22 protein-coding genes, 1 tRNA gene and 1 pseudogene are annotated in these 23,930 nt (G+C 58.4%); 7 read left to right on the top strand and 17 right to left on the bottom strand.

Going from position 1 to position 23,930, the window contains the following annotated elements; all coding sequences use genetic code 11:
* Positions 1–53: 53 nt before the first annotated feature.
* Positions 54–884, bottom strand: coding sequence for an aldo/keto reductase (locus GA0061102_RS30330; protein ID WP_092856061.1), 831 nt, complete (start codon positions 882–884; stop codon positions 54–56).
* A gap of 488 nt (positions 885–1,372) precedes the next feature.
* Between GA0061102_RS30330 and GA0061102_RS30325 the strand changes: the two genes are divergently transcribed.
* Both GA0061102_RS30325 and GA0061102_RS30320 read left to right on the top strand, forming a co-directional pair.
* Positions 1,373–2,056 (top strand): response regulator transcription factor, encoded by a 684-nt coding sequence (locus GA0061102_RS30325; RefSeq protein ID WP_004125729.1) that lies wholly within the window; start codon positions 1,373–1,375, stop codon positions 2,054–2,056.
* Between the two features lie 9 nt (positions 2,057–2,065).
* Positions 2,066–2,521, top strand: a complete 456-nt coding sequence (locus tag GA0061102_RS30320) for a cyclic nucleotide-binding domain-containing protein (protein ID WP_092856059.1) — start codon at positions 2,066–2,068, stop codon at positions 2,519–2,521.
* A gap of 15 nt (positions 2,522–2,536) precedes the next feature.
* Here GA0061102_RS30320 and GA0061102_RS30315 read toward each other — a convergent pair whose 3' ends face one another.
* The 6 genes from GA0061102_RS30315 to tesB all read right to left on the bottom strand — a co-directional run bounded on the left by GA0061102_RS30315 (position 2,537) and on the right by tesB (position 10,140).
* Positions 2,537–3,340: an exodeoxyribonuclease III gene (locus tag GA0061102_RS30315; protein WP_092856057.1), complete on the bottom strand. Its 804-nt coding sequence runs from the start codon at positions 3,338–3,340 to the stop codon at positions 2,537–2,539.
* A gap of 207 nt (positions 3,341–3,547) precedes the next feature.
* Positions 3,548–4,222 (bottom strand): outer-membrane lipoprotein carrier protein LolA, encoded by a 675-nt coding sequence (locus GA0061102_RS30310; protein WP_092856077.1) that lies wholly within the window; start codon positions 4,220–4,222, stop codon positions 3,548–3,550.
* Between the two features lie 136 nt (positions 4,223–4,358).
* Positions 4,359–7,019 (bottom strand): FtsK/SpoIIIE family DNA translocase, encoded by a 2,661-nt coding sequence (locus GA0061102_RS30305; protein ID WP_092856055.1) that lies wholly within the window; start codon positions 7,017–7,019, stop codon positions 4,359–4,361.
* 273 nt (positions 7,020–7,292) lie between these two features.
* Positions 7,293–8,663, bottom strand: a complete 1,371-nt coding sequence (locus tag GA0061102_RS30300) for an ammonium transporter (RefSeq protein WP_092856053.1) — start codon at positions 8,661–8,663, stop codon at positions 7,293–7,295.
* Positions 8,664–8,690: 27 nt separating this feature from the next.
* Entirely contained in the window at positions 8,691–9,041 is a 351-nt protein-coding gene (locus tag GA0061102_RS30295) for a P-II family nitrogen regulator (RefSeq protein ID WP_034509110.1), read from the bottom strand.
* Between the two features lie 214 nt (positions 9,042–9,255).
* Complete coding sequence (gene tesB, locus GA0061102_RS30290) at positions 9,256–10,140, bottom strand: acyl-CoA thioesterase II (protein WP_092856051.1); 885 nt, start codon at positions 10,138–10,140, stop codon at positions 9,256–9,258.
* 77 nt (positions 10,141–10,217) lie between these two features.
* Between tesB and GA0061102_RS30285 the strand changes: the two are divergent.
* A pseudogene (locus GA0061102_RS30285) lies at positions 10,218–11,438 on the top strand (ubiquinone biosynthesis hydroxylase); the annotation flags it as partial.
* A gap of 104 nt (positions 11,439–11,542) precedes the next feature.
* On the opposite strand, the gene GA0061102_RS30280 reads toward GA0061102_RS30285, so the two are convergent.
* The 5 genes from GA0061102_RS30280 to GA0061102_RS30260 all read right to left on the bottom strand — a co-directional run bounded on the left by GA0061102_RS30280 (position 11,543) and on the right by GA0061102_RS30260 (position 15,124).
* A complete protein-coding gene (locus GA0061102_RS30280; RefSeq protein WP_092856075.1) occupies positions 11,543–12,193 on the bottom strand; it encodes a glutathione S-transferase family protein in 651 nt (216 codons plus the stop codon).
* Positions 12,194–12,405: 212 nt separating this feature from the next.
* Positions 12,406–12,594, bottom strand: a complete 189-nt coding sequence (locus GA0061102_RS30275) for a Trm112 family protein (RefSeq protein ID WP_037154712.1) — start codon at positions 12,592–12,594, stop codon at positions 12,406–12,408.
* Positions 12,595–12,603: 9 nt separating this feature from the next.
* Positions 12,604–13,263 (bottom strand): LON peptidase substrate-binding domain-containing protein, encoded by a 660-nt coding sequence (locus tag GA0061102_RS30270; RefSeq protein WP_092856073.1) that lies wholly within the window; start codon positions 13,261–13,263, stop codon positions 12,604–12,606.
* 217 nt (positions 13,264–13,480) lie between these two features.
* The gene (gene trxA, locus GA0061102_RS30265; protein WP_092856047.1) at positions 13,481–14,455 is read right to left on the bottom strand and encodes a thioredoxin; all 975 of its coding nucleotides are present in this window, start codon (positions 14,453–14,455) and stop codon (positions 13,481–13,483) included.
* Positions 14,456–14,614: 159 nt separating this feature from the next.
* Positions 14,615–15,124: a prolyl-tRNA synthetase associated domain-containing protein gene (locus GA0061102_RS30260; RefSeq protein ID WP_092856045.1), complete on the bottom strand. Its 510-nt coding sequence runs from the start codon at positions 15,122–15,124 to the stop codon at positions 14,615–14,617.
* 243 nt (positions 15,125–15,367) lie between these two features.
* Between GA0061102_RS30260 and GA0061102_RS30255 the strand changes: the two genes are divergently transcribed.
* Positions 15,368–15,442 (top strand) — tRNA-Gly (locus tag GA0061102_RS30255).
* Between the two features lie 154 nt (positions 15,443–15,596).
* Here the strand turns inward: GA0061102_RS30255 and GA0061102_RS30250 are convergent.
* Both GA0061102_RS30250 and GA0061102_RS30245 read right to left on the bottom strand, forming a co-directional pair.
* Positions 15,597–17,462 (bottom strand): DUF6119 family protein, encoded by a 1,866-nt coding sequence (locus GA0061102_RS30250; RefSeq protein ID WP_092856043.1) that lies wholly within the window; start codon positions 17,460–17,462, stop codon positions 15,597–15,599.
* A gap of 243 nt (positions 17,463–17,705) precedes the next feature.
* Complete coding sequence (locus GA0061102_RS30245; protein WP_092856041.1) at positions 17,706–18,044, bottom strand: helix-turn-helix domain-containing protein; 339 nt, start codon at positions 18,042–18,044, stop codon at positions 17,706–17,708.
* A gap of 179 nt (positions 18,045–18,223) precedes the next feature.
* Between GA0061102_RS30245 and GA0061102_RS30240 the strand changes: the two genes are divergently transcribed.
* Both GA0061102_RS30240 and GA0061102_RS30235 read left to right on the top strand, forming a co-directional pair.
* Positions 18,224–18,850, top strand: coding sequence for a hypothetical protein (locus tag GA0061102_RS30240; RefSeq protein WP_092856039.1), 627 nt, complete (start codon positions 18,224–18,226; stop codon positions 18,848–18,850).
* A 56-nt stretch (positions 18,851–18,906) separates the two neighbouring features.
* Complete coding sequence (locus GA0061102_RS30235) at positions 18,907–19,458, top strand: hypothetical protein (RefSeq protein WP_139115123.1); 552 nt, start codon at positions 18,907–18,909, stop codon at positions 19,456–19,458.
* Positions 19,459–19,596: 138 nt separating this feature from the next.
* Here the strand turns inward: GA0061102_RS30235 and GA0061102_RS30230 are convergent, their stop codons facing one another.
* The 3 genes from GA0061102_RS30230 to GA0061102_RS30220 form a co-directional block, all read right to left on the bottom strand.
* Positions 19,597–19,782, bottom strand: coding sequence for a hypothetical protein (locus tag GA0061102_RS30230; protein ID WP_092856035.1), 186 nt, complete (start codon positions 19,780–19,782; stop codon positions 19,597–19,599).
* A gap of 129 nt (positions 19,783–19,911) precedes the next feature.
* Positions 19,912–21,180 carry a site-specific integrase gene (locus GA0061102_RS30225; protein ID WP_092856033.1) on the bottom strand — a complete coding sequence of 423 codons (1,269 nt, stop codon included), beginning with the start codon at positions 21,178–21,180 and terminating at the stop codon, positions 19,912–19,914.
* A gap of 412 nt (positions 21,181–21,592) precedes the next feature.
* Positions 21,593–23,569 (bottom strand): VapE domain-containing protein, encoded by a 1,977-nt coding sequence (locus GA0061102_RS30220; protein WP_092856031.1) that lies wholly within the window; start codon positions 23,567–23,569, stop codon positions 21,593–21,595.
* A 23-nt stretch (positions 23,570–23,592) separates the two neighbouring features.
* Here GA0061102_RS30220 and GA0061102_RS33350 point away from each other — a divergent pair.
* On the top strand, positions 23,593–23,930 hold a 338-nt coding region (locus GA0061102_RS33350; protein ID WP_208858723.1), incomplete at its 3' end, for a hypothetical protein.

Genomic DNA, 23,930 nt, shown 5'->3' with positions numbered 1-23,930 from the left:
GGCTCGGAGTCTTCACTCCAAGCCTCTTTGCATGGGCGGACGACGACCCGCGATTAGAAGCTTGCCGTCATCGGATCCGGGCCGATACGGCCGCTGGCCGAATCGAGCTTGGCGATCTCAGCCAGATCGTCGCTGTCGAGCTTGAAGTCGAAGACTTTCAAGTTCTCTTCGATACGGCTCGGCGTCACCGATTTCGGGATAACGATCAGGCCATTGTCGATGTGCCAGCGAATGATGACCTGCGCCGGCGTGCGGCCGTGCTTGGCAGCGACCTTGCCAATCGTGGCATTCTCCAGAAGCTTGCCCTGGCCGAGCGGGCTCCAGGATTCGGTCTTGATGCCGAGCTTGTCGTGCACTTCGCGCAGAGCCTTCTGCTGGAAGGTCGGATGCAGCTCGATCTGGTTGAGCACGGGCGTGACGCCGGTCTCGCCGATGATGCGGTCGAGATGTTCCTTGGCGAAGTTGGAAACGCCGATCGAGCGGGCGCGGCCTTCTTCCTTCAGGCGCACGAAGGCCTTCCAGCTGTCGAGATAACGGTTCCGGTGCGGCGACGGCCAATGAATGAGGTAGAGATCGACATAATCGGTGCCGAGCCGCTTCAGGCCATCGTCGAAAGCCTTGAGGGTAGAATCGAAGCCCTGCGCCTCGTTCCACAGCTTGGTCGTCAGGAAGATATCCTTGCGGGCAACGCCGGACTGGCGCATGCCTTCGCCGACGCCATCCTCGTTGGCATAGATGGCTGCGGTATCGACATGGCGATAGCCGGCTTTCAAAGCGGTGCTGACGGCCATCGGCGCGACATCTTCGGGCGTCTGCCAGACGCCGAGGCCGACCTGCGGAATGGAATTGCCGTCATTGAAAGTGATCGTCGTTTGCGTGGTCACGATAAGTCTCCAAAGGATGAGAAGTGGGTGGAGTGAAGGCGTGATTTAAATTTTGAAAGAAACAATTTGGGCCAAGCCCGCGCGGGCGTGCCGATAGGAGAGCTATATAATAGAGAATATTGGGATTTTAACCCCGCGTAGCGTTTCAGACAACTCGAACTGCCGACCTTTTCGCAGCAAGGGAAGGGTCTGCCGCATCGGCGGCTGCGCTCCTCGAGATCACAACACGGCCGCCGGAGTGATCAAAAATTCGAACCGTATCGGCGCGCGATCTTTGCCCGGCGCAGTACCCGCAACAAATGTGGCAGCGGCCCGCTCGGCTCCACTCTTGCCTTTTCCATTTGCTCACATGTTTTTGCTTTGCGCGTGATTTCATTTGAAATCATAGCAGTTTCAACCAAACGACCAAGCCTGGGCTGCCTCGCGACTTGCTAAAAATGCAATTTGGCGTAGGACTTAGGTGGGATTAGAACGAGGATCCGAACGGCATGACGGCACGCACCATTCTCCTGGTGGACGATGATAACGACCTGCGCGAGATGTTGGTCGAGCAATTATCGCTTTACGAGGAATTCAATGTCCTGCAGGAGGTGACGGCCGGAAAGGGTGTGCAGACCGCGCGTACCGTGCCTGTCGATCTCCTCATCATGGATGTCGGGCTGCCCGACATGGATGGTCGCGAAGCCGTGAAACTGCTGCGCAAGAACGGCTTCAAGCCGCCGATCATCATGCTGACCGGCCACGACACGGATTCCGACACCATCCTCGGCCTCGAAGCCGGCGCGAACGATTATGTAACCAAACCCTTCCGCTTCGCCGTCCTGCTTGCTCGCATCCGTGCGCAGCTGCGCCAGCACGAGCAGAGCGAGGACGCGACGTTCACCGTCGGCCGCTATCTCTTCAAGCCGAGCCAGAAGCTTTTGACCACCGAGGACGGGCAGAAGATCCGCCTTACGGAAAAGGAAGCCGCCATCATCCGCTATCTCTATCGCGCCGACCAGAAGGTCGTGACCCGCGATATCCTGCTCGAAGAAGTCTGGGGCTACAATTCCGGCGTGACCACCCACACGCTCGAGACCCACGTCTATCGCCTGCGCCAGAAGATAGAGCGCGATCCATCCAACGCCGAAATTCTGGTAACGGAAAACGGCGGCTACAAGATCATCCCGTAGGCGACAGATATGGCGCTGAACGACGATATCCGACTGCTGTCGCAACTGCCGCTCTTCCACGGCATGGGCGATGAGCCGTTGCGGCTGATCGCCTTCGGCGCCGACCGCCGTCATGTGAACGAGGGTCAGACGCTTTTCAGGGAAAAATCGCCCGCCGAATGCGCCTATGTCGTCACGCGCGGCAGTTTCGAGCTCAGCACGATCGATGCGGCCGGACAGAAGCAGGTGGAAGCGGTCGTCCAGGCCGGCACCATGCTTTCGGAGCTTGCGATGGTAACGCTGGTGGAGCGGAAATACACGGCCGTCGCCGCCGAAGAGTCCGACGTGATCCGCATCACGCGCGCGCTCTTTCACCGGCTGATCGAGGAATATCCCGATGCCGGCCTGCTGATCCAGAACCGCATCCGCGAAAACTTCGCGGCCCTTGCCAGGCAGACAGCCGCACTTCTCGGCCGTTTTTCCTGACCTTGGACGACGATCCTAGAGATCGAAATGCGCCGTGACGGGCACGTGGTCGGACGGGCGATCCCAGCCGCGCGCTGCCTTCAGGATCTCGATCCGCTGCAGATGCGGGCCGAGATCGGATGACGACCAGATATGGTCGAGGCGACGACCGCGATCGGCGGCCTCCCAATCCTTGGCGCGATAGCTCCACCACGTATAGAGCTTCTCATCGGCAGGCACCTGCTGGCGCATCAGGTCGAGCCAGGCGCCGCGCTTCATCACCTCGATCAGCCCATCGGTCTCGACCGGCGTGTGGCTGACGATCTTCAGGAGCTGCTTGTGCGACCAGACGTCATGTTCCAGCGGCGCAATATTGAGATCGCCGACGAGGATCGCAGAGGTGTTCTGCTCGGCATTCGCATGCAGCCGCTTCATCTCCTCGATGAAATCGAGCTTGTGGCCGAATTTCGGATTGATCTCCCGATCCGGCTCGTCACCGCCCGCCGGAACATAGAAATTGTGCAGGCGAATGCGCCGGCCGCCGCGCTCGAAGATCGCCGAGATGTGCCTGCTGTCGCCGACATTGCAGTAGTCCTGCCGGTGATCCTCCGTCAGCGGGAATCGCGAGGCGATCGCGACACCATGGTAGCCTTTCTGGCCATGAATGATGATGTGCTCGTAGCCGAGCGCCCTGAGCGGCGAATAGGGGAAAAGTTCGTTCGGAACCTTGGTTTCCTGCAGGCAGAGAATGTCAGGCCGGGCCTGCATGACGAACTGCTCGACGATGGGCATGCGCAGCCGCACCGAGTTGATGTTCCACGTCGCAATCGAAAATCCCATGCCCAAGCCTTTCCCCTCTCGCGCGATTCCAGGAAAAGTGCGCAGCGGTTTTCCGTCCGGAATTGCGTCAAAACAGACAGCCAGGGCGATTCAGCGAAACGCTGAAGCGCCTAGTCAGCGTAAGGCTTTAGACCGGCTGCAACGGAAAGAAAAGGCCATTCGAGCGCGTCTCCGGCCAGCGGGCCGGAGATGCGGTCGGTGCGGATATCAACGCGTATAATCGATACGGAAAACGCTGTCGTCGAAGGCGACATTGGTCTTGACGTTGTTGATAATGACGTCGGTCGTCTTGCCCTGCGGATCGATGACGGTCCATTGGCGCAGGTCGTAGCTCTTCGAATCAAAGATCATCGTGATCGTCGAATCACCGAAAACGGTGCGGTTGCCGAGCGTGATCTTGGTCAGGTCCGGCTTGGAATCGACATCGCGCACCATGTCGGCGGAAAGGTCGATCTTATTGGCGAGCAGCAGGCTCAGCGGCGTCTTCGACAGCTGATACATGTTGCGGGTCTGTGTCTGGTCGTTGATGACCTGCACGTTGTTACCGTCGCAGATCACGCGCATCCGGGATGGCGGATCGTAGTTGAAGCGCATCTTGCCTGGCCGCTGAATGAAGAAGGAGCCGCTCATCTGATCGCCGCGCGGTCCGATCTGCAGAAAGCCGCCCTTCATCGTCTTGATGGACGAGAAGTGATCGGCGATGGCCTGGGCAATGCCGGGATTGAGGTTGGCTGCAGCTGCCTGTGCCGGTGCTTGCGCCTGGGCCTGCGCAAAGGCCGAAACCGGCAGAGCGCCCGCCGCGCCGACTGCGACCGTGGCGCCGAGAAAATGCCGGCGGGTCAGGGAAAGTCGGTTGAACGGCTGCGCATCAATCTTTGTCATCGAATTCTCCTTCATGCTTCGTCCATGGCGCGCAAAGTCGGCGTCTTCATGGCGCGGCGACCCATGGCCGGCAAGGGGCCGCGATCGAATTTGCCTGACCATAGGCGGGATATATGACACGGAAAGGCGGTTCGCCTCAGCGATCCAGAATATCCGCTTCGGTGGGAACGAGAATTTCGCGCTTGCCGGCATGGTTGGCCGGGCCGATCACGCCCTCCTGCTCCATGCGCTCGATCAGCGAGGCGGCGCGGTTGTAGCCGATGCCGAGACGGCGCTGGATGTAGGAGGTCGAGGCCTTGCCGTCGCGCAGCACGATTGCAACCGCCTGATCGTAGGGGTCTTCCGAATCCGAGAGATTGGAAGTGCCTGCCGGACCATGGCCGTCATCATCCTCGTCGTCATCTTCGGTGATCGCGTCGAGATATTGTGGCGCGCCCTGCGTCTTCAGGTAGGCGACGATATCTTCCACCTCGCCGTCGGCGACGAAGGGGCCGTGAACGCGCTGGATGCGCCCACCGCCGGCCATGTAGAGCATGTCGCCCATGCCGAGCAGCTGTTCCGCGCCCTGCTCGCCGAGAATGGTGCGGCTGTCGATCTTCGACGTCACCTGGAAGGAGATGCGCGTCGGGAAGTTCGCCTTGATGGTGCCGGTGATGACGTCGACGGACGGGCGCTGCGTCGCCATGATGACATGGATGCCGGCTGCACGCGCCATCTGCGCCAGGCGCTGCACCGCGCCTTCGATGTCCTTGCCGGCGACCATCATCAGGTCGGCCATTTCGTCGATGATGACGACGATGTAAGGCATTGGCTTCAGGTCGAATTCTTCAGTCTCGTAAATCGCCTCGCCGGTGTGGCGGTCGAAACCGGTCTGCACCGTCCGGCTGATCGCCTCGCCCTTGGCGACAGCCTGCTCGACGCGCGTATTGAAGCCGTCGATATTGCGCACGCCGATCTTCGACATCTTCTTATAGCGCTCTTCCATCTCGCGGACGGTCCATTTGAGCGCAACGACCGCCTTTTTCGGGTCGGTAACGACGGGCGACAGCAGATGCGGAATACCGTCATAAACGGAGAGTTCCAGCATCTTTGGATCGATCATGATCAGACGGCACTGTTCCGGCGTCATGCGGTAGAGCAGCGACAGGATCATCGTGTTGATGGCGACCGATTTACCCGAGCCTGTGGTACCTGCCACGAGCAGATGTGGCATCTTGGCGAGATCGGCGATAACGGGCTCGCCGCCGATCGTCTTGCCGAGCGCCATGGCGAGCTTGGCTTTCGAAGACTCGAAATCGCGGCTGGCGACGAGCTCCCGCAAGTAGACCGTTTCGCGCGTGGAATTCGGCAGTTCGATGCCGATGGCGTTGCGGCCGGGAACCACGGCGACGCGGGCAGCGATCGCGCTCATCGAGCGGGCGATGTCGTCGGCAAGGCCGATGACGCGGGAGGACTTGATGCCCGGCGCCGGTTCCAGTTCGTAGAGCGTGACGACAGGGCCCGGACGGACGTGGATGATCTCGCCCTTAACGCCGAAATCCTCGAGCACGCCTTCGAGCATGCGCGCATTCTGCTCCAGCGCATCGGCCGAGAGCGTAGCATCGCGGGCAACGGCCTTAGGCTCGGAAAGCAGGTGCACGGCGGGAAGCTGGAAGCCGTAAGGGCGGATGAAGGAGGTCTGCGCCTCGCGCTCCGCCCGCGCGCCCGGCTTCGGGCGTGCTGCCGCGGGAATCACGCGCTGACCGGCCGCAGCCTTCGGCGAGGCTGGACGCAACGGCCATTCATCATCTTCATCGTCAGGCAGAATGCCGGCCGGACGCGGCAGGTCGCGGTCGTAGGACGAATCATCGTCCTCATCCTCGTGGTCGCCGAGACTGATCGATGGGGCAGAAACGACGCGACGTGCGGCCGAACCTTCGAGCGACGGCTCGACACGCGCCATCGGCGCCTTGGCGCGCGCAGGCTCGTTCAGCGTGCCGAATTCGTCGTCATTGAAATCGTAAGGGGCATCGAAGGCATGGTCGCGGCGCTTGCGCGGGCCCATGCCGAAGAGGCGGCGAAGGCGGGCCTGGGTGTTGTACCAGGCATGCATGACCGCACCGAATGCCATGAAGTTGCTGAGGAAGCTACCGCGGTCGTCATCCTCGTCCTCATCGCCGACGCGGCGCGCGCGGCTGCGCGTTTCCTCGTAATCGTCTTCATCCTCCTCATCCTCAACGGGGCCTTCCCCGATCACGCCTGCGCCGAAGAGCATGAGCCAGGCCGCGGGAACGGCGAGGACGCAACCGATCACGATGGCGACAACGCCGCTCGGATAGGTGCCGATGAAAAGGGCGGGAAAGCGCAGGAGGATATCGCCGACAACCCCGCCGATGCCGTTCGGGATCGGCCAGGTGGGCGGCGCGGGAAAGCAGGCCATGGAGCCGGCCGCGACGATGCAGCCGCCGAGCCACGCGCCAAGGCGCGACGGCACGCGATTGAGCTTGCGGTTGGAAATCATCGCGAAAGCCCAGGCGGCAACAGGCAGCATTGCGACAAGGGAGGCAAGGCCGAGGGCCTGCATCAGGACATCGGCAAATGCGGCGCCGGGAAAACCGAGCAGGTTGGTCGGGACATTGGCTGTGGCGTAGGAGTAGCTCGGATCCATGACGTTCCAGGTCGCCAGCGCAGCGACCGCCAGCGCCAGCAGGAACAGCAGCGCAAAGCCCGCCAGACCCTTGATCTGACGCCAAACGACACTCGATAGCGATAAGCGGTCGGGGCGACCGCTCAACGCCGCCGAATTGCTTCTGCCCATGGTATTCAGCCCCGTTCCTTATCGAAAGCGCAAGCGAATCGGTCGATGCCCACTCGCCGGCAGGTTAGCTCTACCTAATCAGAGGAGGGTTAATGGCATGTTAACCATGCGCCCCAAGGTGTCGAATCGCCGGCCTTGGCGCGCAAATGGCGCTGCATAAACAAAAAAGGCCCGAACCGAGGTCCGGGCCAAAAGCAACCCATTTGCGATGAAACAGGCTGCGACGGGATGTTCAGCGATGCCGGCTGTTGGCTCCGGCATCGCAAGCTCGGATCAGGAATTGTGGTAGGCAGCTTCGCCGTGCGAGGCGAGGTCGAGACCTTCGCGCTCGGCTTCCGGAGCGACGCGCAGGCCGATGATGATGTCGACGACCTTGTAGAGGATGGCAGAACCGATACCGCACCACAGGATGGTGGTGACGACTGCGGTCAGCTGCACCATGACCTGGCTGCTCATGGTGACGCCATCGGCATAGCCGACGCCGCCGAGCGATGCGCTGGCGAAGACGCCGGTCGCGATGGCACCGAAGATGCCGCCGACGCAATGGACGCCGAAAACGTCAGCCGTATCGTCGTAGCCGAACTTGTTCTTCACGACGGACACGAAGAAGTAGCACAGCGGCGAGACGATCAGACCCATGACGATCGCGCCCATCGGGCCGGCGATACCGGCAGCAGGCGTGATCGCGACGAGGCCGGCGACCATGCCGGAAGCGCCGCCGAGCATGGAAGCCTTGCCGCGGGTGAAGGTTTCAACCAGCGACCAGGAGATAATGGCGGCTGCGGTCGCAATGAAGGTGTTGACGGTGGCGAGCATCGCGCCGCCCGAGGCTTCGAGATTCGAACCAGCGTTGAAACCGAACCAGCCGACCCAGAGCATCGAAGCGCCGACCATGGTCAGCGTCATGGAATGCGGGGCCATCATGTCCTTGCCGAAGCCGACGCGCTTGCCGACCAGGAGGGCACCGACGATGCCAGCGATACCGGCATTGATGTGAACGACGGTGCCGCCTGCGAAGTCGAGTGCGCCCATCTTGAAGAGCATGCCGTTCGAATCCCAGACCATGTGAGCGATCGGGAAGTAGACGAAGGTCGCCCACAGCGCGCAGAAGAGAACCGATGCGCCAAACTTGATGCGCTCGGCATAGGCGCCGATGATCAGTGCCGGTGTGATGGCGGCAAAGGTCATTTGGAACAGCATGAAGATGAACTCAGGAATGACGACGCCCTTGGAGAAGGTCGGAGCCGTAGTCGACGTCGAGACGCCGGAGAGGAACATCTTCGCCGTGCCGCCCCAATAAGGGCTTGTGCCGCCGCCGAAGGCGAAGGAATAGCCGTAGAGGACCCAGATGATCATCACGACGGCGCCGATCATCGTGCACTGCATCAGCACGGAAAGCATGTTCTTCGAGCGGACGAGGCCGCCGTAGAATAGCGCCAGACCTGGCACGAGCATGAACAGCACAAGAATGGTGGAGATGAACATGAAGGCGGTGTCGCCCTTGTCCGGTACCGGCGCTGCGGCAGTCGCAGCAGCGGCGGCGGCTGGAGCCGCTTCCTGCGCGAAAGCGATCGCCGGCGCGAGCACGGCCGCAGAAAGCATACCCACCCGTGTCAGGGCGGAGGAAAGCTTGGAAATTGACATGCAAATAACTCCCTGATCAGCCGTGTCTTACAGAGCTTCAGAATCGGTTTCGCCCGTACGGATGCGCACGGCATGGTCGATCGAATAGACAAAGATCTTGCCGTCGCCGATCTGGCCGGTCTTGGCGGCCGAAGCGATCGCCTCGACGGCTTTGTCGACGATCTCGGACGCGACTGCGACCTCGATCTTCAGCTTCGGCAGGAAGCTGACGGCATATTCGGTGCCGCGATAGATCTCGGTGTGCCCCTTCTGGCGCCCGTAGCCTTTCACTTCAGTTACAGTCAGGCCCTGAATGCCGACAGCGGTGAGGGCCTCGCGGACCTCATCGAGCTTGAACGGCTTGATAATGGCCATCACAATTTTCATCTGGTTTCCCATCCTTTGTTTAGCCTCGGCACTGAGCCGACTCTCCTTGCCGCCGACGAGTGTTTCAGCAGCGACTGGAGATACACATTCAAAGGACGTGCCAGATTCGTGACACATTTATAAACTATTGAAATTAAACAGATTTATTGTCAGCGCCCAATAAGTTGGCGTTCAACGACAGAGCAAGAGCACAAATAAAGTGCATATTTATAAATTTGCACTTTATTTAATCATTTGCCTTTTTGCGAATCAGGCCCTCCTGCGCCACCGACGCAATCAGGACACCGGATCGCGTAAACAGGCTGCCGCGGGTAAAACCGCGCGCGCCGGAAGCGCTCGGGCTTTCCTGGCTATAGAGCAGCCAATCGTCGAGCTTGAACGGGCGGTGAAACCACATGGCGTGGTCGAGGCTTGCCACCTGAATGCTTGAGTCCAGAACCGATGTGCCGTGCGCATTAAGAGCAACATCGAGCAGGGTCATGTCCGAGAGATAGGCGAGCACCGCCTTCTGATAGAGCTGGTCATCCGGCACGGGGCCGGTCAAGCGCACCCAGATATTCTGCCTTTGGCTTGGCTGAGAGCGGGAGAAATAACTTTCGATCGAGACTGGCCGGATTTCGATCGCTCGCCTGCCTGCCCAATAGCGGCGCACGTTCTCGGGCGCGTGCACGAGATATCGCGCCTTGATCTGCTCTTCATCCATCAACTCCTCAGGCATCGGCACCCGCGGCATCTCTCCCTGATGCTCGAAGCCGGGCTCGTCGGCCTGGAACGAGGCCGTCAGCGCAAAGATCGCCTTGCCGTGCTGGATCGCCAGCACGCGCCGCGTGTTGAAGCTGGAGCCGTCACGCAGACGATCGACCTGATAAAGGATCGGAACCGAGGGATCGCCCGGCAACATGAAATAGGCATGCAGGGAATGCGCGAAGCGATCTCCCTCGACCGTCCGCTGCGCCGCCATCAATGCCTGGCCGATGACCTGCCCGCCGAACACACGCTGCCAGCCCACCTGCGGGCTATTGCCGCGAAACAGGTTCATCTCGATCGTTTCCAGATCGAGCGTCGCAAGCACGGTTTCCATGGGGGTGGGCTTTTCCGTCTCTCGCGACATTTTGCTTGAACTCCGATGGTAGGAACGACGAATAGGATGCTCTATATAGAACAGGAAGTGACAGTAAGACACAGGGAAGCGCTATGTTGGACATGCTGGTAGTAGGTGGCGGATATGTGGGTCTTGCCGCAGCCGTTGCAGTCAAACAAGCGGCTCCGCATCTCGACGTCATGGTCGTTGAAGCCGCTCCGGAGAGCGTCTGGAAGCAGGATATGCGGGCCTCAGCAATTATCGCCGCCGCTTCCAAGATGCTGGATGTGCTTGATGTCTGGGACGAGATCGCGCCGGAGGCCGAGCCGATCACCCGCATGATCGTCACCGATTCGCGCACCAGCGATCCCGTACGCCCGGTCTTCCTTACCTTCGACGGCGAAGTGGCCGAAGGCCAGCCTTTTGCCCATATGGTGCCCAATCTCACTATGGTCGGCGCGTTGCGCGGCGCCTGCGAGCGCCTGGGCATTACGATCAAGCATGGCCTCAGCGCCACGGAATTCGTCACCGACGACACAAAGACCACGCTCACCCTTTCGGATGGCACCACGCTGGAAACCCGGCTCCTGGTCGCCTGCGACGGCGTGCGCTCGAAGCTGCGCGACATGGCCGGCATCAAGACGGTCAACTGGGATTACGGCCAGTCAGGCATCGTCGTCACCGTGGAGCATGAGCGCCCGCACGGCGGCTGCGCCGAGGAGCATTTCCTGCCCTCCGGCCCCTTCGCCATCCTGCCGCTGAAGAACAACCGCTCCTCGCTCGTCTGGACGGAGCGCACCTCCAACGCCGAGCGGCTGGTCGCCTCGGACGATCTCGTTTTCGAGGAAGAACTGGAGCGCCGTTTCGGCCACAAGCTCGGCGCCCTGCGCGCCGTCGGCGATCGCCGCGCCTTTCCTCTCGGCCTGACGCTCGCCCGCGCCTTCGTCGCGCCCCGCTTTGCGCTGGCGGGCGATGCAGCGCACGGAATCCACCCGATCTCTGGCCAGGGCCTTAATCTCGGCTTCAAGGATGTGGCGGCGCTGGCCGAAACCATCGTCGAAGCGGATCGCCTCGGCCTCGACATCGGCTCGATCAATATCCTGGAGCGCTACCAGACCTGGCGGCGCTTCGACACCTTCCGCATGGGGGTGACGACCGACGTGCTGAACCGGCTGTTCTCCAACGATATCTCGCCCCTGCGCATCGCTCGCGACCTCGGCCTCGGCATCGTCGATCGACTGCCCAGCCTCAAATCCTTCTTCATCGGCCAGGCCGCAGGCACGACCGCTAGAGACAATCCGCGCCTGCTGGCTGGTGAAGCGATCTGAAGGATCGAGACCGGACGACAGCGTAATTCGCCCGCGAATGTCACCGCCGGCGACAGCCGGAGTCGGCAACGACAACACCTGTCGTCGGCCCGGAGCAAGCTTTTTCAGCCGGAGGACGCGGCATTAAAAACCGCCAATTGAGCGGCAAAAGCACGTTGATACGCGGGCCGTGCTTCGCCGCGGGCCACGTAGGCCGAAAGGTTCGGATATTCGTCCACCATGCCCGACCTTTTCAATCTAAGCAGCACCGTAATCATGAGAAGATCACCGGCGCTGAATTCGCCATCGAGCCAGTCGGCATCGGCAAGGCGATCGGAAAGTTCACCCAGCCGTCTCCGGATTCTATCGTCGACAACGCGAAGGCGCTTTTCGTACCAAGGCTCGTCGCGCTCAAGGATCGCGGCGATGGTGCGCTCGAAAATCGGCGGCTCGATCGTGTTGAGCGCGGCAAACATCCATGTGATCGCGCGCGCCCGGGCATTCGCATCCTCCGGCAGCAGACCTCGATGGCGCTCAGCGATGTAAAGCACGATCGCCCCCGACTCGAACAAAGCCAGGTCGCCTTCTTCATAGGTCGGAATCTGTCCGAACGGCTGAAGCGCGAGATGCTCAGGTTCTTTCATCGCCTTGAACGAAACCAGCCGAACGTCGTAAGGCTGGCCAGCTTCTTCGAGCGCCCAGCGAACGCGCATATCGCGCGCCAGCCCCCTGCCGCGATCCGGCGAGCGTTCAAAGGCGGTAATGACGATAGACATGGTGTCCTCCATAGCTTGTCTGCCTTGAAGACGACTGGCTAAACGAGATTCCGACACCCCATGCTCGAGATAATCCCGGCAATCAGTTGAAATGGACCCGGAACGATGCGCTTCTGCTGCTGTTGAGCGTTAGATTTTAGCACGAAACGCCATCGTGCGGCCTGCCGGGATCGCGGCGGCACTGACTGCCCGACTCCCAGGGAGATCTGCCCTCAATCCTCGATGCGCCGCGCTTCCGAAATCAGCATGATCGGAATGCCATCGCGGATCGGATAGGCGAGACGGGCCTTTTCCGAGATCAGCTCGTTCTTTTCGCGGTCGTAGCTCAGCCGCCCCTTGGTGAGCGGGCAGACGAGCAGATCGAGCAGTTTCGGATCGACCTTGCTGACCGTGACATCCATGTCGACCTCCTATTGCAGGACCGAGCCGGTGTCGCCGGAGCCGGCGAGCACGATCTTGATGATGGCGATGAAGGTTTCGGCCCTCGTCTTCAGATCATGAGCCTCGAGAAGCGCCTGCTTCTCGGCGGGATCGAAGGGCGCCATCATCGACAGCGAATTGACCAGCATCATATTGTCGGCCCGCTCGACGCTTTCCCAATCCGCCTCCAGCTTGTTGGCCTCCAGATAGGCCCGGAAGGCCGAAAGCAGCGCGGGCCGATCGACGGTGCCCTCCTCATGGTGCGACTTGAGGTCGGAGATGAAGGGCGTGATGCGGAATATGCGATAGGGCTGATGAGCGGTCACTTCGTCCATCAGCCGGATGCGGCAAATGCCCGTCAGCGCTACGATGTAACGTCCATCGCCGGTTTCGGACATGGAGGTGATACGGCCGAGACAGCCGACATGAGACAGATTTGGCGAGTCCGCCGGTTCTCCAAGCGCCGGCTGCACCATCGCGATCAGGCGGTTGCCCGTAATGGCGGCATCGACCATGGCGAGGTAGCGCGGCTCGAAAATATTGAGCGGCAGCTGCGCGCCGGGCAATAGCAGGGCGCCCGACAAGGGAAAGACGACCACGGTTTCAGGCAGATCGCTTGGCTTCAGGTATCTGGCATTACCCACTTGCATGTTTTCCATCCCGCTAGATCGCTGCGCCTCGCCGCCACGGGCGCGCAGGAACGACACACCGTCGCGGCTGTTGCCCATCTTACGCCGCGCAACCGACAATGTGGGCTCGTCTGGCGAAAACACAAGAGTATTTTGCGCCTGAGAGCCTATACGCCGCCTTGATCGCCCGCCTTCCGGCGAACGATCTTGCACGACGCCAAGCGCTACGCTTCCTCGCTCAGGAAAACAGGATCGAGGAAAGCTTGCGCCGCGCCGCGATCGTAGCGGGGTCCTTCGGGCCCCATACCTCGAAGAATTCCAACAACTGACGGCGCGCGCCGTCATCGTCGAAGCTGCGATCCTTGCGCATCACGGTCAGAAGATGATCGGCCGCCTCTTCCCGCTTGCCTTCGACATTGCGGATCTTGGCAAGCTTGATGCGCTGCTCGTGATTGTCGGGATTGGCGGTCAGTTCATGTTCGATCGCCACGGGATCGCCGAGCTTGCGGGCCTCGTCGATCTGGTCGAGCTTCTTGACCACGGCCTGAATGCCGGCGTCATTGGCGAGCGTTTCCGGCAGGTCGGCGAGCGCTTCGCGGGCGCGCTGGCTCTGGCCGGCGGCAATCATGCACTCCGCCATGCCGGCAAGCGCCTTGGCGTTTTCCGGGTCGGCCTGCAGCACCGCGCCGAAGAGCTCGGCGGCACCATTGATATCGCCGGCTGCCAGCAGGCCGCTCGCCTCTTCCAAAACGGCTGCGATCTCGGCTGCCTGATCGTCGGCGCCGCCTGCAGGACCGCCGAGGCGATCGATGAACTGGCGAACCTGGCTTTCGGGAACAGCACCCATGAAGCCGTCTGCCGGGCGGCCGTTGACGAAGGCGATAACAGCCGGGATCGACTGGATGCCGAGCTGGCCGGCGATGGACGGATGATCATCGATATTCATCTTGACCAGCTTGACCCGGCCTTGGGCTTCAGTGACGACCTTTTCCAGAACCGGCGTCAGCTGCTTGCACGGGCCGCACCAGGGCGCCCAGAAATCGACCAGCACCGGCTGCTTGCGCGATTCCTCGATGACGTCCTTGGGAAAGTTGGCGGTGGTCGTGTCCTTGATCGGCGAAGCGCCGGATGCCGCAGGCGCAGCACCAAAGGATGCCGAGGCCGACATCTGTCCGCCGAAGGAAGCGTTATAGGGATTGTTCGGACCGCTCATGAGTGTCTCCCGCCTGCCGGCATCCGTGATCTTTTGAAGAGCATGCTTCCCAAACGAATCGATCAAATCCGGATGGCCACACGCTCAATGAAGTCGTCGAAGCGATGGGACAATCCGAAGACACCCCGTTCGCAATAATCTCAGCGCTAAAATCGTACGTTAGCCCGTGACTTTCAAGACTTGCGGCGCATGACCCGTCGCCTCCATGAAGCGCAGCAGGTCGGCGCTGGCGATCGACGTCGTCGCATCGTTCGACAACGGGTGACAGTTGACGATATCATGCGCCATCAGGTCGGCATCGAGAATGAAGGTGACGTTCTTGCCGATATCGTTGATCGCACCGAACGCAGTGACCGAGCCTGGAATGACGCCGAGATATTCCATCAGCTTTTCCGGCTTGCCGAACGAGACCTTGCTGGCCGCGCCGATCAGCGTGTGCACAGTTTTCAGATCGACGCTCGCGTTTTCCTCGACGGTCAGCAGGAAGAAATTGTCCTTCTTGTCCTTCACAAACAGGTTCTTCGTGTGGCCGCCGGGAATTTCGTCGCGCAGCGACACCGATTCGGCAACGGTGAAGACCGGCGCGTGATCCTTGGTGCTATGGCTGATGCCGAGCCCATCAAGGAATTGGAAAAGATCGTCGCGTGTTTTCGGGCTGGTCTCTGTCATGGGATCTCGCAGTGCAAATAGTTCGCCCCTGATACGTCGCCCACAATTTCATTGCAATCTTTCAGACACGAAAGGCCGACGTTTCCGGGCTTTCCGCGAGCCCCGGAACGAAACCTGGAATTTTTCTTCGCGAACTCGTCATTTCCCTGTTGCATTTAAAAATCGGTTGGGCCATATAGCGCCCGTCGCCGCAAGACGACGCCCAGCGGTCCAACACACTACCCCGGATCGCGACGGGAATGAGCGGGTGTAGCTCAGGGGTAGAGCACAACCTTGCCAAGGTTGGGGTCGAGGGTTCGAATCCCTTCGCCCGCTCCAGTTTCCAAACACTTCAAAGCCTCGGTTCTCCGGGGCTTTTGTGTTTTCCAATGGGACTAGAATCACCGAACAACGGATGTCAGTTTAGGGCGGGGTTACCGCAGGGTTACGATTTCAATTTCACGAGTAACCGCTTGTGCCTCACCGGACAAAACTATTGCATCTTGGTGAAAGGCCAATGATGCGAGGACGAATATCCATCTTCCCGAACTTTAACCGACAATTCGAAACGCACACCTGCTGCGCTCTCAGAAACCTCCTTAGGGCAGCGCTTTATGTCGATCGTGGTATCTAATCCCTGTCCGTCGACCACTCGCACTACATTTTTTTTACCGTTTTGAACTACCTCCACAAGGTAGCTCTGATAAGGCATATGCCCGTCCTTCGCTTCACTGTGATCAGGAATGAAGGTCAGCGATGAGGGAATTCTCGCGAAATCGAGGCGTTGCATATTCCTCATCAAACTGAGCTTTGAAAACAGTGGGAGGTTGGACGAAGCCCCTTCCCAATCCTTATGAGTGATAATGCCAAAAACGATCTTATAGTCCGAACTCTGGAATGGAGCCAAAAAATCTGTGGGATCGGCTTCGCCCAACTTCCCCACTACTATCGCTTCCATTTTTTCGCGAGAAGCCACCTCGTGCGTTATTAATTCCACAGAATTTACACCTTGGTTGAAAAGATGACTAAGGTGAGATGAGCGCGTGGAAATCTTTATATGGTAAAATATGCCGCGTTGACCGGATCGCGCGGTCCCATCGGGTCGTGCGGTGTAAATATCGCAGGGCTCAATCGCTGTGGCACCTGAGGGGCTAATGTCGGTTTGGTCGAGGCATAGTAACCCCCCGTGAGCCGCAGCCATCGCCGAGTTATAGCTCTCTTCGCTATAAACTCTCTTCCCTTTTTTTATCACATCATGGTTGTACGGACCTAAATCAGTGGGTTCGCACTTAGCGTCCAGGTAAGTCTTCAGGCGGGTCGCGAAAGCCCTTTCTACTTTATACCAAGCCCCTTCACATAAATGATAAATGGACTCCTCGTCACCTGGCTCAACATCGAATATTACGCTTCGATAAAGTCCATACGACTTATCGGGCGAACCCTCTGTATCGGTAAGTATCAGCCGATAATCTCGCTTGAGGGCGTCCAAACTGAGATTTTCGAGGGCTTCCTCGCCTATATACTCATAAAACTTCTCAATAGAGATATCCGGATAAATTTGGCTCGGCCTGTCACCTCCCCCGAACATGCAGCACGTATTATCTTTATAATCTACAATGTCGGGAATTGTCAGAGTAGTTGCCCCATCTCTTTCCTTGATTGAGGCAAGGAGTTTAGCATCTAAGGGAGCGACATCGGCAGGATTGCGCACCGGCGAGATATTCTCGATATTCGGAAAAGACGTCTTGTACTCGTCACTCTCATACAATTCGAGAAATCGACTGCATCGAGCTGAGAGAGCTTCTGGATCAATCTTTAGGCCAATTTTAAGACTGGCTGAGCCGGTCGCGCTTTTGAATAAGTCCTCGAACTCGGGCTTCACTTTTCCGGTGAGGCTCTTGATGATTTCGCTATTGGCATCAAAATCGAGATACGTGAGTTCAGTGGAAATCGGGACCTGAGTTCGCTTACGGCGCGCAGGCCCAGGCTCGACCATGTCGGCACTTCGGAGTTCTCGGGGGTCAAGCATGTTGAGTGTGACACGCAAACCAAAATCATACTCGTAAGCGACGTCTTTAAGATTGTGGTGGACCTGCCCGAAGCAAACCGCGAAACAACGACCTTCTACCGGCAAGAAAAGTAGTGCGCCCTTGAATTCCTGCCAAATATCCTCAGCAATGCCAAAATATGACCGCCACCACGGACGCCTTCGGTCAGCATCAAGTATATAAATTACGCCACCGGCAGGTAGGTTATCGGCCGCCGCTGCCTCTAAATTGTGGTCAGCGGTAAGCGAATTGGTGGCATCGTAACCTTCACGTAGAAGATAAATCGAAAATGGTCTCGCTTTCTCGGCCATACCATACTCTCAGAGAGCTATTGTTCCTGCAGAAGCTCACCACAGAGTGTCACAAAAAACAACAATAAGTTGTCAATATATTCGATAAGGATGAAGTAAACGCGCTCCTAACTGGACAACGCTGAACATTCACGCACACAGTATAAAATTTCCTACGCAATTTTACACGCATCCGGCCTCGGACTTCCAAAAGTGGTGCATCAAGACCGAGCAAGACAGGCTGTTCTTTAGCGCAAGTTCACTCTAAGCCAATTTTTGCTGCGAACGGCTATTGGCTAAGGCTTCCAATATAACAGCTGCCCGCCGGAGGTCATCGTCTTCTAATGCGTAAAGAGATGCAGTCGCACGTTGTAGAGCAGCATCTGCCGGCGTCGCCGATTTTGTCGAATTGATCAGCAGATCATTCGGCGTAGTGGCCAAAACAGAGGCAATCTTCACGAGCGTCGCGAGATCGGGTTCGCGCCGGCCGCTTACATAGTTCCCATATCTCCGCTCACTAAGCCCTGCTCGCCGAGCGACTTCAGCGTTTGAAATGCCCAGCTCTTCAGCACGCCTTCTAAGATTCGTCGCGAACGGCTCCATAGGAACGATTTGTTCATGACACACCCCACGGGTCTATGTACGTTATGGCGTGATTTATAACGCCATAACGTGGGGCATGCGTGAAACATCAGTACGTTGGTGACATCAATGACTATCGGAAATACGCGCTACTACGCTCGTTGGCGTCGACGGGAATAAATAGGATTGGCGTCTGCTGGATGCTGACACCTCCCGACGCTCGCAACGATGGAGCCAAACTGGAATATCTTCGGCAGTCAGATAAATTCCGCGAATACGACCCAATACTGTTCGACATACTGGCCCACGCCGCCGCCACGCTCGACCGTCGCCGCCTGCAAACGATCGAAGACAGCGGCGCAATCCCAAATGCAATTTACCATAACGACTTGTTGTCGGATTCTTTGTCCGAGCGAGCGGCATTTATGAACGGATGCGCGTCAGCGTTCCGCCACGTCGACCTCATCTTCTTCGATCCGGATAATGGTCTCGAAGTCTCCCTGCCCAAAGGACGGAAGCACTCGTCCAAGTACCTATATCTGGACGAGGTGGCGGCATTCTATGCGTCGGGTAAATCGCTGTTGATCTATCAACACTTCCCACGAATCGAACGTGCGGCCTTCATAACGTCCAGCGCCTTGCGTCTGCGAGCCGTCGCGCCCGATGCAGAGATTTGGACTTTCACCAGCTCCAACGTCGTCTTCCTACTCCTTCTGCACCCCGAGAGCCCAGCGCGGCTGGCAATGGCAGCGATGCAAGCCTGCCATCAATGGGACGAGCGCTTCATCGTGGGCACGCACCTAAAGGGTGGCCGCACTTCGGTATAATTGACGGCGATTTCTCAGAATGATTTTTTTGTATTTTTTTCAATGGGATGAGAACAATGAACAGACTAAGCCTCCTCTTCACATGCGCGGCTCTGACCTTGTCCGGCTGCGCAACTGTTGAAACGAAAACGTCGATGGTTACTCCGATCAGCAATAGCGTCCGCGAGGCCGGGCCTGGCGACGTTGTCATGTCATTTGAATCGCGTCGATCACTGCCCAACATTGTAGGCAAAGCCGACATCTGGGGCCGTACGACAAGCGCAGGCGGTACCACCGTGCGCTTCATCGGAGGAAGAGGTAACCAAGCCTTCTTCGAAAGGTCGGATGTGGCGGTTGAGAGCAACGCGACCACGATGACCGAGAGCCCGATGATTATTCCGCAAACAACGACGACCACCGTGGACGGAACCATCGGCCTAACATCGGTCAACGGATCCGCTAGATCCACATCCTATCAGTACATTCCACCGCGCGGATCGACGCAGTATTCAACGGCACGACAACCCATTCGGATCGCGGTTGAAAGCGGACGGAGCGTCACCATTCAGGGCAAGGTGCTGAAGGTGCTCGGCGTTTCCGCGAACTCGGTGAAATATACGGTTCGGTGAGCGCCCCGCGCGTACCTATGGTACGGTAGAAGTGGAAGTCGAAGGCCGCTTGGGGGCCCCGCCCATTATCCGAACAAAGGGCGTATCGGGGGGAGGATTGAACATTTTCCCTCCGAAAGGCAGCACTAGTTGGCAGTGTCAGGCGACAACCAGCAGCGCCGGTCGCGTATCGACAATCAGATAATCCATAGAATTGCAGCAGCCATTGTCTTCGATAGCGGTATTGATCTCTTCTGCGTTAATTCCGGTGCGGCAAACTGCCTGCTGCACCGTCATCATGGTAGCTTCGCCCGTGACGTTGTCGATCACCAATAAGTAGTCCATCGCTTCACTCCTCCGTGTTTGCAGAATTAAAACACAGCGGAAATTTTGGGACAATTTACCACGTAATTTCAGTAGCATAACGCAGGGTCGGGGCGGCAGCTGGTGGCCTGCCGCCGCCCGCACAGGCCACTACGGGCCGGCGTACGTACTTCCAGCGGCGCTGTGGCTGTAGGCGTGGTCCAGGGCCGCCATAGCAGCAGCGCCACCGCGTACGGCCTGCGTGTAGTGGCCGAGCGTCACGGTGGGATTGGCGTGCCCCGCTATCTGGGCAACGAGGCCAACCTCGATCCCCTGCGCCTGCAAGGTGGAGATGAAAGAATGGCGCGCAGAATGCGGCGTTACATACGACAGCCTGAGCGCCTTAAAGACAGGAGCCCAATAGCGCTTGCGATAGTTTTGATAAAGCAAGGGGCCACCACCGCCTAACCTCGGCTTCGGCCATTCCTGAAGGCGGCCAGGGCCAGGAAAGACGCGATGTAGCTCCTTGCCCTTCCTTGGGCAACGAATGCGCCATTCCAGCAGCATCTCGCGGAGAGTGGCGGTCATCGGGATTTCGCGAGTTCCCGCCTCCGTCTTTGTCATCTCCGCTAAGGAGCCGTCGCGCTCTTGAATACGACAAATGCGGATGACACTTTTATCGAAGTCCACCTCACTCCAAAGCAATCCCAACTGCTCCGAGGGACGCGTACCTGCGAGGAACGGAAAGGCATAGTAGATGCCATGCTCAGCATCATTCTTTGCGGCTGCAACTAGCCTTGCAATGTCCTCTGGCGTGAGGATCGCCTTCTTCGGCTTATGCCGCGACCGTGCAAGCCCAGTTGGCATCGACGGCGCACGGACGGAAAAATCCTCTTCGGCCAAAGCAAGGATAGATTTCAGGTGGCTTTTGGCACGGTTGGCCGTGTAGTTGCCGCACTGCTCGACAACCGTTTTGTGCCAGACACGGATCATGGCGGTCGTGAGCGCGGTCAATTTGATATCGCCGAGGAGCCTGATGAACCGGGCATTCTTGGGCGCGATCCCACTTTCGGTGTAGTCGGCGCGTTCTTGCGCGGTGCCGATCAACAGCGGACCACGGATCGCGCCGTTGGCGACCACCTTATAGCCCTTCAAGGTTGATGCCTTGACCTTGCTTTCCTTGTCGGCCAACCAATGGTCAATCGCCTTGGAGACAGTTGGAGCCTTGCGCTCATCGACGTAGTTGTTCTCGGCGACCTTAACGAGGAGAGCGTTCCTGAAAGCCTCGGCATCCTTCTTCCGGTTGAATGCGCGTCGCCGCCGCTTCTTTGTCAGTGGTTCGCGATATTCGCAGTAGTACTGCGGATATTCGGCTGTGGTGCCGTCCTTGAGTTTGCGACGTCGAGTCGCGCTGGTGATAGAAACATTGAATTCAGTCATTGGATTACCTGTGTCAGATGAAAAAATCTCAAGGAAAACACGGGCTTGTAACCGACACAAGTAGTCACGGAAGGCGCGTGAGACGGCTTTGCGACCACTCGCCAGTAACCCGTCGTGTAACCTTGAATTATCGAGAGATGCAGAGACCGCGTCGCGTCGCGGTCTCTGATATTTCGGATTCCGAGCTCATGGAGGTTGAAATCGCGGTCAGAGAACGGTGAGGAAGTGCTCTACCGCGCCAGGACGGATGCACGAGCGCCCACACGAGCGGAACGCCGCAATCGTCCGGCAGGTGGCGGCGGTGGCATGCCACCTGGGTACCGGCGGGGCATGTACACCAGTCCACAACTTGCGACCTACCGCACACCCGGAAGCCCCCAGCACATGCCACCGCCGCCACCGCCACCACTACCTAGAATTTAGGTCTCATCGGTTCCGGATCGTCCACATGTTCTTTCGGTTTGGGCCGGCGGAAACCACGCAACGTTTTCCCTTCGACTTTGAACTTGCCGTGTTCCCAACCGAAGCTGCGCATGAGACCGGCAACTCGTTTGCCGTGTCCTTGGTGCTGGCGTTCCGTCGGGATTCCCAGCACTCCTTCAAGAAGGTCTACGGTAAAGATCCGTGCTTCCTCGCCGAATGCTTTGCCATTCACGGCTGATAGTTTTTCCAGCCAAGGGTCGTCTTCCAAGCGCTCTTCTTGCTCTGTCGCAGCAGCAATCCAAAGATCTGCCGGCAACGTAATGTTCTCTCCTTCAGCCTCGCGCGCCGCTGCTTCCGCCCAAAGCTGATCACGATCGCGCTGCAACGTGTCAAGATCGATACTGCCTGTCTGAACGGGCAAGAATCGGCGATTGCCGGTTCGATCGCGCAGATATTTGCTTTCGTTCGTTGTGCCAATGAAGATGGCTTGCCGACCTCTTGCCTGTGAGAAGTGAGCGTAGGACATTCGGGCTCGATCGACACTGCGCGACGCGAACGCCTTCATCCGTTCAACGTCGCTTTTGCTCAGGCCAGACATCTCACTTAATTCGTATATCCATACGCCTTCCATGGCTTCCATCTGAGCTTTTGTCTCAAGTGTCAGAATTTCGTTATCGGAGTGATTGCCAGGACCAGCCAGGATCTGCAATGCCGTTGATTTGCCGCTGCCTTGCGGGCCTTCCAGTACAGGTATTGTGTCGAATTTTACGCCGGGCTCGCGAATACGTCGTACCGCGCCAATGAGCGTTATCCGGCCGACCGCTGCGTTAAGCAATGTATCCTCCGCGCCGAGATACGTGACCATCCACCCGTCCACACGCGGCACCTTGTCCCAAACGAGCGCATCGATCATCTGTCGAATGGGATGAAACGTATTTCCCAAGCACAGCTGCATGACGGCATCGCGAACATTTTCTGCCCTAGGATCGAAATTGAAGGCTTCGATGATGGCGGCGCGCAACATTGCGCATGTATCGTCCGTTATTTCACCTTGGTGTTCACCTAGTTCGGCACCGTTGATCATTTTTCGGTGCCGAAACTCATCATGTGAAAAACTCAGACCCAACCTACGTAGCGCAACGACCGCGTTTCGCATTGTTGCCCTCGGCTTCCCATCTCTATCGCAATCCGGCCAACCATCCGACATCGCAGCAAGGGCGGCCCGAACCTGCCTCAAGGCGTATCGCTGCGGATTCTTCTTCTCAAGAATCGATTGCGAGATCCCAAATGCCGGGTTGATGAGGACGCCTGCTATGGTCGTTTCTGAACAGCCGGCGCGCGCAAGCTCGCAGGCAGTTCGAAAAACTGCCTCACTGCGGGTACGAAAATGCGGCGAGACGGCGTCACGCGGATGTTCGGGATGGTCCCCCAGCGCTATCAGCTCGCGAATAAAGGGCGATACGGCGACAGGCAGATCCTCCAATCCGATCGCGACAATGAGAACATCTTGCGTTGTGGCTGTGGCTGCGGTTGCGGCTGGACCGGTCGGTTCGGGCCCTTGACCCCTTGGAAAATCATCCAACGAATAACTGAGCGACCATTCCGCCTTCACGACATAAGCAAGCGTGGGCTTTCGCCCGGCAGCCCTTTTCTTGGCATTCGGAATATTCACGGTTCCAGGCAGGCGCATTATACGATCTATGTTGTGGCACTTGTCACCGCCGACCGACTTGGAGATTTCGGCATTGATGTTTTCAACACGAACCAAGTCATCGCTGGCTTCTGCTAATCTCCAATAGGCGTGATAGCCACCACCAGAAAACAACACGACCGTGGGAGCAGGATCGAAGCTGAAGAGCACCTCCTCAGCGTCGAGCCTATCTATGTCGACGTGCAAAAACCGCGCCTCAACGATGTCGGCCTTGGTCGCTTTCTTGTTTTCGACGCTTGAGAACAGGCTGTTCACATGGAAGTAGAGATTTGATTCTCATGTCCGTTTTCAAGAGTTTGGGCATAGGTTTTTCTTGTCGCCTTTTTCAGCGTCGACGAGGGACAAATATGCTGCCTATTGCAGGACGCGGCGGCATTGAGACGACGGTTGATCAGACTCTGATGCGCGGGTTGAATACCGCAGGACCGTGGTTCGTCTCGGGCCTTCCTCTGTCTCACATGGCGCGTGTTGCCGTTTCAGGCTCGCAGAATCACAACGAGGGTTGCCCTGACCGGCCGCCACGCCCAACAATAAGCAGCGTGATGGAATTAAACCTTTCTCCTTTGTATTTGGCGCCCCTTCGTCAGGCTGCCTTTGTGGGGGGAATGGGAACTGT

It is taken from the genome of Martinezella miluonensis, assembly GCF_900094545.1.
Classification (GTDB): Bacteria; Pseudomonadota; Alphaproteobacteria; order Rhizobiales; family Rhizobiaceae; genus Rhizobium; species Rhizobium miluonense.
This window is presented reverse-complemented; position numbering and strand designations above follow the sequence as displayed.

Coding starts and splice junctions, on each gene's coding strand:
- GA0061102_RS30325 (WP_004125729.1), top strand. CDS start 1,373: ATGACGGCACGCACCATTCTCCTGGTGGACGATGATAACGACCTGCGC.
- GA0061102_RS30320 (WP_092856059.1), top strand. CDS start 2,066: ATGGCGCTGAACGACGATATCCGACTGCTGTCGCAACTGCCGCTCTTC.
- GA0061102_RS30315 (WP_092856057.1), bottom strand. CDS start 3,340: ATGGGATTTTCGATTGCGACGTGGAACATCAACTCGGTGCGGCTGCGC.
- GA0061102_RS30310 (WP_092856077.1), bottom strand. CDS start 4,222: ATGACAAAGATTGATGCGCAGCCGTTCAACCGACTTTCCCTGACCCGC.
- GA0061102_RS30305 (WP_092856055.1), bottom strand. CDS start 7,019: ATGGGCAGAAGCAATTCGGCGGCGTTGAGCGGTCGCCCCGACCGCTTA.
- GA0061102_RS30300 (WP_092856053.1), bottom strand. CDS start 8,663: ATGTCAATTTCCAAGCTTTCCTCCGCCCTGACACGGGTGGGTATGCTT.
- GA0061102_RS30295 (WP_034509110.1), bottom strand. CDS start 9,041: ATGGGAAACCAGATGAAAATTGTGATGGCCATTATCAAGCCGTTCAAG.
- tesB (WP_092856051.1), bottom strand. CDS start 10,140: ATGTCGCGAGAGACGGAAAAGCCCACCCCCATGGAAACCGTGCTTGCG.
- GA0061102_RS30280 (WP_092856075.1), bottom strand. CDS start 12,193: ATGTCTATCGTCATTACCGCCTTTGAACGCTCGCCGGATCGCGGCAGG.
- GA0061102_RS30275 (WP_037154712.1), bottom strand. CDS start 12,594: ATGGATGTCACGGTCAGCAAGGTCGATCCGAAACTGCTCGATCTGCTC.
- GA0061102_RS30270 (WP_092856073.1), bottom strand. CDS start 13,263: ATGCAAGTGGGTAATGCCAGATACCTGAAGCCAAGCGATCTGCCTGAA.
- trxA (WP_092856047.1), bottom strand. CDS start 14,455: ATGAGCGGTCCGAACAATCCCTATAACGCTTCCTTCGGCGGACAGATG.
- GA0061102_RS30260 (WP_092856045.1), bottom strand. CDS start 15,124: ATGACAGAGACCAGCCCGAAAACACGCGACGATCTTTTCCAATTCCTT.
- GA0061102_RS30250 (WP_092856043.1), bottom strand. CDS start 17,462: ATGGCCGAGAAAGCGAGACCATTTTCGATTTATCTTCTACGTGAAGGT.
- GA0061102_RS30245 (WP_092856041.1), bottom strand. CDS start 18,044: ATGGAGCCGTTCGCGACGAATCTTAGAAGGCGTGCTGAAGAGCTGGGC.
- GA0061102_RS30240 (WP_092856039.1), top strand. CDS start 18,224: ATGCTGACACCTCCCGACGCTCGCAACGATGGAGCCAAACTGGAATAT.
- GA0061102_RS30235 (WP_139115123.1), top strand. CDS start 18,907: ATGAACAGACTAAGCCTCCTCTTCACATGCGCGGCTCTGACCTTGTCC.
- GA0061102_RS30230 (WP_092856035.1), bottom strand. CDS start 19,782: ATGGACTACTTATTGGTGATCGACAACGTCACGGGCGAAGCTACCATG.
- GA0061102_RS30225 (WP_092856033.1), bottom strand. CDS start 21,180: ATGACTGAATTCAATGTTTCTATCACCAGCGCGACTCGACGTCGCAAA.